Here is a 12,697-nt window from a genome sequence, read left to right on the forward strand (position 1 = left end):
CCCCGGGGTCCCCGTGGTGCTCAGCCGCCGAGCGGGTCCTGCCGGGGCGGGACGGCCGTCTCCAGGAAGAAGCTGTCGATGCTCTGGACGGTGTGAACGAAGTCGTCCAGGTTGACCGGCTTGGTCACGTAGGCGTTCGCGTGCTGCGTGTACGCGTCCTGGACGTCGTCCGGCGCGGCCGAGGTGGTGAGGACCACGATCGGGATGCTGGAGAGCTCGTCGTCGTTCTTGAGCACGCCGAGCAGCTCACGGCCGTTCATGCGGGGCATGTTGAGGTCGAGCACGATGAGGTCCGGGCGGTCCTTCGCGGGGTCGCGGAGGTACTCCAGGGCGGACACCCCGTCGTCGACCCGGTTGATGCCCCGCGCCATCCCGCGCTCGATCAGGGCCTCCTCGATGAGCATGGCGTCGGCCACGTCGTCCTCCACGAGCAGGACGGTGTAGGTGCGCCGGGGTGCAAGGCCGTTCATGTGGGGGCTCCGGTGATCGTTGGGCAGGGGGCGGGAGGACGGTCGTGCGGTGAAGACCAGGCCGGGCCAGCGTTTACGGGCGCCCTGCCGGCTGACGCCCCAGGCGCTGCCCAGCTGGGGGTAGCCGGCCCCCTCGTCGGCGGCGGCGCGGGCCGCCCGTGCGGCGCACTCGTCCACCGCTCGGCTGAGAAGGGCCAGCGCGCGCAGCGAGGCCAGTGGGTCGGTCCAGTGCTCGTCCGGCGGGGGGTCGCCGTCGTCCGGGACTTCTCCGGCGGGGATGACGGCGTCCGGCTCCAGCGCCAGCCGCTGTGCCAGGTCCGCGACCGCGCGGCGCGCCCGGTCGGCGAGCTCGGCGGTCCCGGGACGTGCCGAGGTCTCCACTGTCATGGCCGCACCGTAGTCGGATCCGGAGGCCCGCGACAACCTGCGTTGTCGGCGGGGTAGGGTGACCCGCGCTCGGGCGGGCAGCCGGAGCACGGGGGTTCACCGACGTTCCCCCGGCCAGAGAGAGGCAACCACCGTGCAGAGCGCCGAAGAGGGTCCGCGGCCGGCCGATCCCGCCCCGGCGCGGGAGCGGCGCGGCTGGAGCACCAGCCGCTGGCTCGTCACCGGCACCACTGTGGCCCTGGTGGTGCTGCTCGCCCTCGGCAGCTGCGGCACCTGGGCCCTGGTCCGGTCCACGGCGGTCAACCAGCGGCTCGCCGACCGCTGGTCCCCCGCGCTCATCTCCTCGGTACGCATGGAGGCGGCGCTGGTCAACCAGGAGACGGGAATCCGCGGTTACGGCCTGGCCGGCGACGAGGAGTTCCTCGCCCCCTACCGCGACGGTCTGACCCAGCAGAAGACCGCCATGGACGAGCTGAAGGACCTCACGTCCGGGGACACCCGGGCCTCCGCCGATCTGGCCGAGGTGGACGAGCTCGCCGAGGCGTGGCACGCCTCGGTCGCCCGGCCCATCGCCGCCGCCCCGGACCCCACCGCCCTGGCCCAGGAGCGCGCGGAGAGCGGACGGACCCAGTTCGACGCCCTGCGCACCGCCCTGCGGGTCCAGCAGCAGCACATCTCCGCGGAGCGCGACCGGGCGCGTGAGGACCTGGCCTCCGTGCGCACCATGCGCAACACGGTCTTCACCGTGATCGCCGCCGTGGTGCTGGCCGTGATGGGTCTGGCCTTCGCGGGCCTGCGGCTGGGCGTGCAGCGGCCGTTGGACCGGCTGCGGGCCGATGTCCGCACGGTCGCCTCCGGGGACTACGACCACGCGCTCACCCCCACCGGCCCGGCCGACATCCAGGTCCTCGCCGCCGACGTGGACGCCATGCGGCGCCGTCTCGCGGAGGACCTCGAACTCAAGGACCGGGCGCGGGCCGCGCTCGACGCCCAGACCGTCGAACTGCGCCGCTCCAACGAGGAGCTGGAGCAGTTCGCGTACGTCGCCTCGCACGACCTCCAGGAGCCCCTGCGCAAGGTGGCGAGTTTCTGCCAGCTGCTGGAGCGGCGGTACGCCGAGCAGCTCGACGACCGGGCCCGGCAGTACATCTCCTTCGCCGTCGACGGTGCCAACCGCATGCAGCTCCTCATCAACGACCTGCTGACCTTCTCCCGGGTCGGCCGGCTGCACACCGACGAACGGGAGGTCGACCTGACGGATCTGGTGCGCCGGACCGTCGGCGATCTCGACGTCGCCGTCCAGCAGACCGGGGCCACCGTCACCTACGAGGACCTGCCGACGGTCCACGGGCAGCCGACCCAACTCGGCCTGGTGCTGCAGAACCTGATCTCCAACGCGATCAAGTTCCGGGCGCCCGGGACCGCACCCGACATCCGCGTCACCGCCTGCCGGACCACGAACCCGGCCCGCGAGGGGAGCGAGGAGGCGCGGCGCCCCTTCTGGGAGATCTCGGTGACGGACAACGGCATCGGCATCGCGCCCGAGTACGCGGAGCGGGTCTTCGTCATCTTCCAGCGGCTGCACACCCGCGAGAGCTACGAGGGCAACGGCATCGGCCTGGCCCTCTGCAAGAAGATCGTCGAGCACCACGGCGGCTCGATCGCCCTGGACACCGCGTACACCTCGGGCACCCGCTTCGTCTTCACCCTGCCGGGGGTGCCGGACACCGGGGCGGAGGCGGAACAGGAAATCACCGAGGGGTAGTCCGGGTTCCGCGTCCGCGTACCCCGGTCCGCGCCGTCCCTCACGCGGGCCGGGGTGCGGGGTCCGGGGTGTAGGGCGTCTCCCGGGGCAGCAGGGCGGTCGCCTCGTCGAGGCTTCCGGCGCGGACGAGGTGGTGGATCTCCCGGGCGAGCGGAGTGACGTCGGAGATGGTGACGGTCCACTCGTCCGCGTACCGCGCGGCCGCCTCGCCGGACAGGCCGAGCTGGAGCGAGCGGTACGGGAGCGGGTTCAGCCGCAGATCGCGTTCGGGGTCCCACTGGACGCGGGCGGGTGCGCGGCGGAGGCTGCGGCGCCAGGCGGCACGGTCGGGGTGGAGACCGCGTACGTAGTGGGAGAGTTCGGCGTGCTCCAGGGCCCAGGCAAAGCCCTCGCGGGTGATCTCGACGGCGAGGACCGTCTCCTGGCCCTCCTTGAGAGCCCAGCCGCAGCGGTACATCATCCAGAGGAAGCTCGGCTTGATCCAGGTCATCCGGTCGCGCTTCCAGACAGGCGGGAAGCGGCCGTCGCGGGCTGCGGGGAGGCCGATCTCCGGCCGGTAGGCCTGGTAGACGGTGACGGTGGTCTCGGTGTGCCGGGCACGCACCTCGTACTGCGGTGTGCTCATCGGACCAGTCTCGGCGACCGTGCCGGACCCCCGCACCGGGTTTTCCCCGGCGTGGCCCGGCGGCTCGCGGTGATGACGGCGGGTCAGTGTTCGGTGGCGTCGCCCCCGGGGCCACCGGCGGGGCCGCTCTCGGCCTGCAGGGCCAGGTCGCGGAGCACGTCGGTGGAGGAGACGTCGGTCTGGCCGGAGTCGTGCACCCGCGCCAGCATCGTGTAGGCGAGGGTGAACGCCCCCACCAACTGCTCGACCGCGCCGCCCACCTCGCGGCCGATCAGGGCGGCCATCTCCTCGACGGTGGCGTCCCCGGGGATCGCGATGCGCGGCATCGTCTCGTTCAGCAGGGCGGTGACGACACTGCCCTCCATGTCGACGTCGTCGCGCTCCACGTCCTCTTCGAGGAGCCGCTGGATCTCGCCGGCCTCGGTGAGGATGCCGATCACTCGCTTCAGGACTTCCGTCTGCTCCATCCCGTGAGCATAAAGGCTGGCCCCGGCCCTCCGAGGGGTGCGCGACGGCCCCCGGGACCGCCCCGGGGCGGTCCGAGCGGCGAACTTCCGGTGTTCCGCCCGCGACGGAACGATCTCACCGTCGAACTGTTCAGCGACTTCGCCGGAACAATGCAGACGCCCATTCGATTTGCCCGAAAACTGCCGTTACGTTCCTGCATCTTCTTCACAGGGCGCACACAAGACATCACAAGGCGGAGCACGGGGCGCACACAGCCGGGCCTTCCCTTGCGGCACAAGGGTGGGTGCATTGCGCACCATTTGACAGGGTCCCGACGATTGCGGCGAGTGCGAGCTACATCCGTCCATAACGGAAATGTCTGCACTGTGTAACCGCGCTCCTGAGCGACTTCCGGCCATCGGCGAATCCCGACAGAGTCTGTGCTCCCGGCAGCGAACGCCGGGGCCGAGAACCGCCCGGACCTCGTGTTCCGGGCCTGTACCGAGGGGTCCCATGTCCCGTACCGCACGACGGATCACCGCTACTGTCCTCGCGTCCGGCGCCCTGCTGGCGGCAGCCGCTCTGCCGGCCACCGCGGACGGCCACGACCGCGGACACGACCGCGTGAAGCCCGCCCCGCGCTCCTCGATCGTCCTGGGCCAGATCCAGTACGACAGCCCGGGCCGGGAGACCCGCTCCAACCGTTCGCTGAACGACGAGTGGGTGACCGTCACCAACACCTCGCGTCAGGCCGTGAACCTGCGCGGCTGGACGCTCACCGACGAGAGCCGTCGCACCTACCGCTTCGACCTGCGTCTCGCGGGCCGCTCGTCGGTGCGTGTGCACACCGGTGTGGGCCGTGACACCCGCACGGACGTCTACCAGGACCGCAACAACTACGTGTGGGACAACAACGACACCGCCACGCTGCGCGACTCCCGCGGCAACAAGATCGACCAGAAGTCGTGGGGCCGTCACGGCCGTGACGACAACCGCGGTCACGGCCGTGACGACAACCGTGGCCACGACCGCGACGACAACCGCGGCCCCGTCCGCGACCACCGCCGCTGAGCGCACCGGAGGGGCGGGGCCCCACCGGGTGACGAGGTGGCACGGCACGGCCCGGGCAGGCGCGCGCTGACCGGGCCCGGCTGAGCAGGAGCGAACGGAGCGGCGCCCCACGGCAATCCAGCCGTGGGGCGCCGCTTCGTCGGTCCGGCCGGGGCCGGGATCGTCGGCCGCGATCGTCGGCCGGGGGTAGGCGGCCGGGGATCGGCGGCCGGGATCGGCGGCCGGGATCGGCGGCCGGGTCAGTGGTTGCGCGGGAAGCCGAGGTCGACGCCGGACGGGGCGTCGGCCGGGTCCGGCCAGCGGGTGGTGACGACCTTGCCGCGGGTGTAGAAGTGCACGCCGTCGTTGCCGTAGATGTGGTGGTCGCCGAAGAGGGAGTCTTTCCAGCCACCGAAGGAGTGGTACCCGACCGGGACCGGGATCGGCACGTTCACGCCGACCATGCCGGCCTGGATCTCCAGCTGGAAGCGGCGGGCGACACCGCCGTCACGCGTGAAGATCGCGGTGCCGTTGCCGTACGGGGAGGCGTTCATGAGGGCGACGCCCTCCTCGTACGTGCCGGCCCGGAGCACGACGAGGACGGGGCCGAAGATCTCGTCGCGGTAGGCGTCGGAGTCGGTGGAGACGCGGTCCAGCAGCGAGATGCCGATCCAGTGCCCGTCCTCGAAGCCCTCCACGGTGTGGCCGGTTCCGTCGAGGACGACCTCGGCTCCCTGGGCGGCCGCGCCGGTGACGTAGGAGGCGACCTTGTCGCGGTGGGCGGCGGTGATCAGCGGGCCCATCTCGGAGTCGGGGTCCGTGCCGGGCCCGATCTTGATCTTCTGTGCGCGCTCCTTGATGCGGGCGACCAGCTCGTCCCCGATCGCGCCGACCGCGACGACCGCCGAGATCGCCATGCAGCGCTCGCCCGCGGAGCCGTAGGCGGCCGAGACCGCCGCGTCGGCGGCGGCGTCCAGGTCGGCGTCGGGCAGCACCAGCATGTGGTTCTTCGCACCGCCGAGCGCCTGGACGCGCTTGCCGTTGGCGGATGCCGTGGCGTGGATGTAGCGGGCGATCGGGGTGGAGCCGACGAAGGAGACGGCGGCCACGTCCGGGTGGGAGAGCAGCGCGTCGACCGCGATCTTGTCGCCGTGCACGACGTTCAGCACCCCGTCCGGCAGCCCGGCCTCGGCGGCGAGTTCGGCCAGCAGCACCGAGGCCGACGGGTCCTTCTCGCTCGGCTTGAGGACGAAGGTGTTGCCGCAGGCGACGGCGAGCGGGAACATCCACATCGGCACCATGGCCGGGAAGTTGAACGGGGTGATCCCCGCGACGACGCCCAGCGGCTGCCGGATGGAGGAGACGTCCACCCCGCCGGACACCTGGGTGGAGAGTTCGCCCTTGAGCTGGGTGGTGATCCCGCAGGCCAGCTCGACGATCTCCAGCCCCCGGGCCACCTCGCCGAGCGCGTCGGAGTGCACCTTGCCGTGCTCGGCGGTGATCAGGGCGGCGATCTCGTCGCGGTGGGCGTCGAGCAGCGCGCGGTAGCGGAACAGGACGGACGTACGGGTGGAGAGCGAGGAGAGGCCCCAGGTCGCGAAGGCGGCCTTGGCGGCGGTGACCGCGGCGTCCACCTCCTCGGCCGAGGCGAGGGCGACGCGGGTGGTGACCTCTCCGGTCGCGGGGTCGGTGACCGGGCCGAACTCGCCCGACGTGCCCTCGACGGTCTTGCCACCGATCCAGTGATGGACGGTCCTGGTCATGACGATCTCCTTCGGACTTCTCGGACGTCAGAGACGACGGCGCCGGGCCGCCCGCCGCCGGTCGTACACCTCGCGGGCCTCCACCGCCGATGGGCGGGTGGCCGTCTCGGCCACGGGCACATCCCACCACGCCTGCGCCGGAGGGGGGCCCGACACTCTGTCGGGTGTTCGGCCCCCGGAGTCGACGGTTGGCGTGGCGAGCGTGACGTGGACGCAGACGGGGTGGTCGGCGGCGCGCGCCTCGGCGAGGGCGGCGCGGAGTTCGCCCACGGTGCGGGCGCGCAGGGCCCGCATGCCGAGGGAGGCGGCGTTGGCGGCGAGGTCCAGCGGGAGCGGGTCGCCGGTGTAGGCGCCGCCGCTGTCCCGGTGGCGGTAGGCGGTGCCGAAGCGTTCGCCGCCGACGGATTCGGAGAGCCCGCCGATGGAGGCGTACCCGTGATTGTCGAGCACCACGAGCTTGACCGGCAGCCGCTCCTGGACGGCGGTGACGATCTCGGTGGGGTTCATCAGGTACGTACCGTCGCCGACGAGCGCCCAGACCGGGCGGCCGGGGGCGGCGAGCTGGACGCCGATGGCCGCCGGGATCTCGTAACCCATGCAGGAGTAGCCGTACTCGACGTGGTACTGCCGCGGCGAACGGGCCCGCCAGAGCTGGTGCAGGTCGCCGGGGAGCGAGCCGGCCGCGTTGATCAGGACGTCGTCCTCGGTGACGAGGGCGTCCAGCAGGCCGAGTACCTGGGTCTGGGTGGGCGCGGCACCGGGGTCGGGGGCGGCGAACGCGGCGTCCACCCGCTCCTCCCAGCGGGCCTTCGCCGCCGTGTACGCGCTCTCGTAGCCCGGGTCGGTCCGGTGTCCGCGGGCGCGCAGGGCGGCGGCGAGCGCTTCGAGGCCGGTACGGGCGTCCGCGACGAGCGGGAGGGCGGCCTGCTTGTGGGCGTCGAACCCGGTGACGTTGAGGTTGACGAACCGGGTCGCCGGGTCGGGGAAGAGCGTGGCGGAGGCGGTGGAGAAGTCGGTCCAGCGGGTGCCGACGCCGATCACCAGGTCGGCCTCGCGGGCCAGTCGGTCGGCGGTGGCGGTGCCGGTGTGGCCGATGCCACCGACGTCCTGCGGGTGGTCGTGGCGCAGCGAGCCCTTGCCCGCCTGGGTGGTGGCGACGGGGATGCCGGTCTCGGCGGCGAAGGCGGCGAGAGCCTGTTCGGCTCCGCTGTGCCGCACCCCGCCGCCCGCGACCACCAGCGGCCGGCGGGCGGCGCGCACCGCCCGTACCGCCCGGTCGAGTTCGTCCGGGTCGGGGGCGGGGCGGCGCACGTGCCAGACCCGCTCGGCGAGGAACTCCTCGGGCCAGTCGTACGCCTCGGCCTGCACGTCCTGCGGGAGCGCGAGGGTCACCGCGCCGGTGGAGACCGGGTCGGTGAGGGTGCGTACCGCCTGGAGGGCCGCCGGGATCAGCGCCTCGGGGCGGGTGATCCGGTCGAAGTAGCGGGAGACGGGGCGCAGACAGTCGTTGACGGACACGTCTCCGGCGTACGGGACTTCGAGCTGCTGGAGCACGGGGTCGGCGGGGCGGGTGGCGAAGGTGTCGCCCGGGAGGAGGAGAACCGGCAGGTGGTTGACGGTGGCGAGGGCGGCGCCGGTGACGAGGTTGGTGGCGCCGGGGCCGATGGAGGTGGTGACGGCGTGGGCGGAGAGCCGGCCGGACTGGCGGGCGTAGCCGACGGCGGCGTGGACCATGGCCTGTTCGTTGCGGCCTTGGACGAACGGCATACGGGGCATACGGGGCGTACGGGTCGTCCCGGAGTCCGCCGGGCTCTCGGAGCTGCCGGATTCCAGCAGGGCCTGGCCGATTCCGGCGACGTTGCCGTGGCCGAAGATGCCCCAGGTGGCGGCGATCAGCCGTTGGCGTTCTCCGTCGCGTTCGGTGTACTGCCGGGCGAGGAAGGCGATCAGGGCTTGCGCGGTGGTCAGACGGACGGTCACCTGCGGTCCTCCGGTGCGGCGTACAGCGGGAGCCGGGGATCGTCCGGGCGGGCGTCCCAGGTGTCCCTGATCCAGGCGTGGTCGGGGTGGTCGCGGATCAGCCAGGCGCGTTCCGCGTCCGGGCCGGCCATCACGTTGAGGTAGTAGAGGGCGCCCCCGGGGGGTGCGATGGACGGGCCGTGCCAGCCGTCCGGGACGAGGACGGCGTCGCCGCCGCGCACTTCGGCGATGACGTCCGCACCGCCGGGGCGGGACGGGGAGACCCGGTGGTAGCCGGGGCCGCCGCGTTCCAGTTCGAAGTAGTAGATCTCCTCCAGCACCGACTCGGTGCCGGGCTCGGCCTCGTCGTGCTTGTGCGGCGGGTAGGAGGACCAGTTGCCCGCAGGGGTGAGGACCTCGACGGCGATGAGCCGGTCGCACTCGAAGGTGTGGGCTGCGGCGAAGTTGTTGACCTGCCGGGCGCAGACGCCGGAGCCGCGCAGTTCGACAGGTACCTCCGACGCGGGACCGTAGCGAGCGGGGAGCTGTCGCTCGCACCTCGCTCCTGCCAGGGCGAAGCGGCCCCCCGCGTCGGAGGAGATCTGTGCGGTGGCATCGCGCGGTAGGTACGCGAAGTCGGCCACCCCGCTGAACACGCTCTCACGGCCGGTGAGTTCAAAGATGTCACCTGCCGTATGCACGGTACAGCCGCCGGTCAACGGGAGAACGATCCATTCACTCTCCCCGGTGACGAGTGTGTGAACTCCGCCCGGCGCCAGATCGAGCACCCGGAGGCTCGACCGCTCCCATCGGGCCCGTTCCGGCCCGATGTCCAGGGTGTACGGGGCGTCTTCGGGGCCACCCCTCAGGTGCAGCCGCCGGGGCGGGTCCCCCGGCCGGTGCGGGGTGTCGTCGTACGTCGTCATGGTGTCTCCCGGAACTGTCCCGCGGTTCTTCGTGGAGTGGATCAGTGTGCGGCGCGCGGGTGCAGCAGCCCGGCCGCCGTGTCGACGGCGCGCGCGACGTCACCGTCCGGCGGGTAGAGCAGCGCCCGTCCCACCACCAGCCCGCGCACGGTCGGCAGTTCGAGGGCGCCGCGCCACCTCCCGTACGCCCCGTCCAGGTCGTCGCCGACCTCGCCGCCGAGCAGGACGGCGGGCAGGGTGGACGCCTCCATCACCCGGGCCATGTCGTCGGGGCGCTCGGTGACGGGGACCTTCAGCCAGGTGTACGCGGACGATCCGGCGAGTCCGGAGGCGACGGCGATGGACGTGGTGACGGCGGGGATGCTGAGGTCCGTGCGGAGCCGGCCGTCCTCCCGGTGGCAGAGGAAGGGCTCCACGAACACCGGCAGCCGGTGGGCGGCCATCGCGTCGATGGTGCGGGCGGCGGTGTGCAGGGTGTCGAGGGAGCCCGGGTCCTCGTGGTCGATGCGCAGCAGCAGCTTGCCCGCGTCGAAGCCGCGCCGGGCCAGGTCGAGGGGGCGGAAGCCGGTGAAGCGGTCGTCCAGCTCGAAGGCGGCGCCCGCCAGGCCGCCGCGGTTCAGCGAGCCCATGACGACCTTGTCCTCGAGGGCGCCGAGGAGCAGCAGGTCGTCCACGATGTCCGCGGTGGCCAGCACCCCGTCGACGCCGGGGCGGGAGAGGGCCAGGCAGAGGCGTTCGAGGAGGTCGAAGCGGTGCGCCATCGCGAGCGCCCGGCCCCCGACGGCGAGCGCGCCGCGCGCGGGGTGGTCGGCGGCGATGACCAGCAACTGTTCGCCGGGGCGCACCAGGGGCCTACGGCGTCTGCGGACGGCGGCCTCCTCGATGGCCTCCGGGTGCTCGGCGCGCAGGGTCACGAGGTCGGCGAGGGAGGAGGCGGCGGGGCTCACGCGTCGGCTCCGGTGGGAGCGGCCGGGGCGGTCTGCGCGGTCTGCGCGGTCTGCTTCACGGAGCCGGGTTCGGGTCCGTCCGCGAGCCCGGGTTCGGGTCGGTCCGGGATCTCCCCGAGGGCGAGGGCTTCCTCCACCTCGGCCGGGAAGGGCATCGCGGAGGAGCAGGCGAGGCGCGAGGCGACGATGGCCCCGGCGGCGTTGGCGTACCGCATCACGCGTTCGGTCTCCCATCCGGCGAGCAGCCCGTGGCAGAGCGCCCCGCCGAACGCGTCCCCCGCGCCGAGTCCGTTGACGACCCGTACGGGGAGCGGAGGCACCTCGGCGACCGTACCGTTCCGATGGACGGCGAGCACCCCCTTGGGTCCCTGTTTGACGACGGCCAGTTCGACTCCGGCGTCGAGCAGCGCGCGGGCCGCGGCGTACGGTTCGCGCTCCCCGGTGGCCACGGCGCACTCCTCCAGGTTCCCGACGGCGACGGTGGCGTACGCGAGGGCCTCGCGGTAGCGGAGGGGGGCTTCCGGGTCCGTGTCCCCGCCGGGCCAGAACATCGGCCGCCAGTCGAGGTCGAAGACGGTGACCGGCCGCCGCTCCGGCGCACCGGGCACCGGGGCCGCCCCGGGGCCGCCGGTGGGCGTTCCGGGGCCGGTGGGCGTCCGGGGGCCGCCGGTACGGGCGTTCAGGGCGGCAAGGGTCGCGGTGCGGCTGGGTTCGGCGCTCAGTCCGGTGCCGGTGACCCAGAAGATCCGGGCGGCCCGCACCGCGTCCAGGTCGAGTTCGTCCGCGTGGATCTCCAGGTCGGGCGCCTTGGGCAGACGGTAGAAGTAGAGCGGGAAGTCGTCGGGCGGGAACAGCTCGCAGAAGGTGACCGGTGTCGGGTACGCGGCCACCTCGCCCACCCAGCGGTCGTCGACCCCGAACTCCCGCAGCTGCCGGCGCAGATACCCGCCGAAGGGGTCCTGCCCGGTGCGGGTGACGACGGCGGTACGGAGTCCGAGCCGGGCACCGGCCACCGCCACGTTGGAGGGCGACCCCCCGAGGAACTTGCGGAAGGTGTCGACCTGCGCGAGGGACACCCCCGTCCGCAGCGGATAGATGTCCACCCCGATCCGCCCCATGGTGATGAGGTCGTACGGCTGAGGCATACGTGTCCCTTCTCCGTGCCCCCCGGTTCGCGGGACCGAGCGGAAGGGGCCCGGTCGCGGACCGGCTCGGGGCGCACCCCAGCCCTACCCCGAAACACCGTCAACATTTGGGCGGGACATGCGGATGCGCCCTTGACTCCACCGGGAGAGGGCCCGAGGGTGGCCGATATGACCCGTTCCGCACCCGCCCCCTCGCGTATCCGTATCGGCTCGGCACCCGACTCCTGGGGCGTCTGGTTCCCGGACGATCCGCGGCAGGTGCCCTGGCAGCGCTTCCTGGACGAGGTGGCGGCGGCGGGGTACGAGTGGATCGAGCTGGGCCCGTACGGCTATCTGCCCACCGATCCCGCCCTGCTCGCCGACGAGACCCGGCGCAGGGGGCTCCGGGTCTCCGCCGGAACCGTCTTCACGGGGCTGCACCACGGCCCGGAGGTGTGGGAACGGACCTGGGAACACGTCGCCGGGATCGCGGAACTCACCCGGGCGATGGGCGCGGAACACCTCGTCGTGATCCCGTCGTTCTGGCGCGACGACAAGACGGGCGAGGTGCTGGAGGACCGCACCCTCACCCCCGCGCAGTGGCGCGACCTCACCACCCAGACCGAGCGCCTCGGCCGCGAGGTACGGGAGCGGTACGGGCTGCGGATCGTCGTCCACCCGCACGCCGACACCCACATCGACAGCGCGGAGAACGTCGCACGGTTCCTCGACGCCACCGACCCCGACCTCGTCTCCCTCTGCCTGGACACCGGGCACTACGCCTACTGCGGCGGCGACAGCGTCGAGCTGCTGCGGACGTACGGGGAGCGGATCGGGTACCTCCATCTGAAACAGGTCGACCCCGGGGTGCTGGCGAAGGTGATCGCCGAGGAACTGCCCTTCGGTCCCGCCGTCGCCCGGGGCGTCATGTGCGAACCGCCGCGCGGCGTACCGGCGATGGAGCCGGTGCTCGACGCGGCACGCGCGCTGGGAACCGACCTCTTCGCGATCGTCGAGCAGGACATGTACCCCTGCGAGCCCGACGCCCCGCTGCCGATCGCCCGCCGCACCCGCGCCTACCTCCGCTCCTGCGGCACCCCGCCGGTCTCGCTCTGACCGCTGACCGCTGACCGCGCGGGGCGGGGGCGGGGTGCGGTGTCTCCGCCTCCCGCCCCCGCCCCGCGCGGCCGGCCCTGCGGCCGTCCGTACGGCCCGACCGTACGGCCCGACCGGT

11 protein-coding genes are annotated in these 12,697 nt (G+C 72.9%); 3 read left to right on the forward strand and 8 right to left on the reverse strand.

Annotated elements, in window-relative coordinates; all coding sequences use genetic code 11:
• Positions 1 to 20: 20 nt before the first annotated feature.
• Positions 21 to 857, reverse strand: a complete 837-nt coding sequence (locus OHA55_RS08880; RefSeq protein WP_266704458.1) for a response regulator — start codon at positions 855 to 857, stop codon at positions 21 to 23.
• Between the two features lie 133 nt (positions 858 to 990).
• Here OHA55_RS08880 and OHA55_RS08885 point away from each other — a divergent pair, with 133 nt between their 5' ends.
• A complete protein-coding gene (locus OHA55_RS08885) occupies positions 991 to 2,622 on the forward strand; it encodes an ATP-binding protein (RefSeq protein WP_266704459.1) in 1,632 nt (543 codons plus the stop codon).
• 40 nt (positions 2,623 to 2,662) lie between these two features.
• Here the strand turns inward: OHA55_RS08885 and OHA55_RS08890 are convergent, their stop codons facing one another.
• Positions 2,663 to 3,247, reverse strand: a complete 585-nt coding sequence (locus OHA55_RS08890) for a DUF4291 domain-containing protein (RefSeq protein WP_266704460.1) — start codon at positions 3,245 to 3,247, stop codon at positions 2,663 to 2,665.
• An 83-nt stretch (positions 3,248 to 3,330) separates the two neighbouring features.
• Entirely contained in the window at positions 3,331 to 3,714 is a 384-nt protein-coding gene (locus tag OHA55_RS08895; RefSeq protein WP_266704462.1) for a hypothetical protein, read from the reverse strand.
• A 493-nt stretch (positions 3,715 to 4,207) separates the two neighbouring features.
• On the opposite strand from OHA55_RS08895, the gene OHA55_RS08900 reads away from it, so the two are divergent.
• Positions 4,208 to 4,765 carry a lamin tail domain-containing protein gene (locus tag OHA55_RS08900; protein ID WP_266704463.1) on the forward strand — a complete coding sequence of 186 codons (558 nt, stop codon included), beginning with the start codon at positions 4,208 to 4,210 and terminating at the stop codon, positions 4,763 to 4,765.
• A 239-nt stretch (positions 4,766 to 5,004) separates the two neighbouring features.
• Here OHA55_RS08900 and OHA55_RS08905 read toward each other — a convergent pair whose 3' ends face one another.
• The 5 genes from OHA55_RS08905 to iolC are packed head-to-tail and all read right to left on the reverse strand — an operon-like array spanning position 5,005 to position 11,484.
• Positions 5,005 to 6,507, reverse strand: coding sequence for a CoA-acylating methylmalonate-semialdehyde dehydrogenase (locus OHA55_RS08905; protein ID WP_266704465.1), 1,503 nt, complete (start codon positions 6,505 to 6,507; stop codon positions 5,005 to 5,007).
• Positions 6,508 to 6,534: 27 nt separating this feature from the next.
• On the reverse strand, positions 6,535 to 8,487 hold the full coding sequence (gene iolD / locus OHA55_RS08910; protein ID WP_266704467.1) for a 3D-(3,5/4)-trihydroxycyclohexane-1,2-dione acylhydrolase (decyclizing): 1,953 nt from the start codon (positions 8,485 to 8,487) through the stop codon (positions 6,535 to 6,537).
• The gene (gene iolB, locus OHA55_RS08915) at positions 8,484 to 9,392 is read right to left on the reverse strand and encodes a 5-deoxy-glucuronate isomerase (protein WP_266704469.1); all 909 of its coding nucleotides are present in this window, start codon (positions 9,390 to 9,392) and stop codon (positions 8,484 to 8,486) included. The genes iolD and iolB overlap by 4 nt, the downstream gene beginning before the upstream one ends.
• Before the next feature lie 41 nt (positions 9,393 to 9,433).
• Positions 9,434 to 10,339 (reverse strand): deoxyribose-phosphate aldolase, encoded by a 906-nt coding sequence (locus OHA55_RS08920; protein ID WP_266704471.1) that lies wholly within the window; start codon positions 10,337 to 10,339, stop codon positions 9,434 to 9,436.
• Entirely contained in the window at positions 10,336 to 11,484 is a 1,149-nt protein-coding gene (gene iolC, locus OHA55_RS08925; protein WP_266704473.1) for a 5-dehydro-2-deoxygluconokinase, read from the reverse strand. The genes OHA55_RS08920 and iolC overlap by 4 nt, the downstream gene beginning before the upstream one ends.
• 168 nt (positions 11,485 to 11,652) lie before the next feature.
• Here iolC and OHA55_RS08930 point away from each other — a divergent pair, with 168 nt between their 5' ends.
• Positions 11,653 to 12,579 carry a sugar phosphate isomerase/epimerase gene (locus tag OHA55_RS08930; RefSeq protein WP_266704475.1) on the forward strand — a complete coding sequence of 309 codons (927 nt, stop codon included), beginning with the start codon at positions 11,653 to 11,655 and terminating at the stop codon, positions 12,577 to 12,579.
• Positions 12,580 to 12,697 lie beyond the last annotated feature (118 nt).

It is taken from the genome of Streptomyces sp. NBC_00102 (assembly GCF_026343115.1).
In the GTDB taxonomy this organism is placed as follows: Bacteria; Actinomycetota; Actinomycetes; order Streptomycetales; family Streptomycetaceae; genus Streptomyces.

What these genes read in the sequence shown, in the direction of transcription:
- OHA55_RS08880 (WP_266704458.1), bottom strand. Translation starts at nt 857, where the DNA reads ATGACAGTGGAGACCTCGGCACGTCCCGGGACCGCCGAGCTCGCCGAC.
- OHA55_RS08890 (WP_266704460.1), bottom strand. Translation starts at nt 3,247, where the DNA reads ATGAGCACACCGCAGTACGAGGTGCGTGCCCGGCACACCGAGACCACC.
- OHA55_RS08895 (WP_266704462.1), bottom strand. Translation starts at nt 3,714, where the DNA reads ATGGAGCAGACGGAAGTCCTGAAGCGAGTGATCGGCATCCTCACCGAG.
- OHA55_RS08900 (WP_266704463.1), top strand. Translation starts at nt 4,208, where the DNA reads ATGTCCCGTACCGCACGACGGATCACCGCTACTGTCCTCGCGTCCGGC.
- OHA55_RS08905 (WP_266704465.1), bottom strand. Translation starts at nt 6,507, where the DNA reads ATGACCAGGACCGTCCATCACTGGATCGGTGGCAAGACCGTCGAGGGC.
- iolB (WP_266704469.1), bottom strand. Translation starts at nt 9,392, where the DNA reads ATGACGACGTACGACGACACCCCGCACCGGCCGGGGGACCCGCCCCGG.
- iolC (WP_266704473.1), bottom strand. Translation starts at nt 11,484, where the DNA reads ATGCCTCAGCCGTACGACCTCATCACCATGGGGCGGATCGGGGTGGAC.
- OHA55_RS08930 (WP_266704475.1), top strand. Translation starts at nt 11,653, where the DNA reads ATGACCCGTTCCGCACCCGCCCCCTCGCGTATCCGTATCGGCTCGGCA.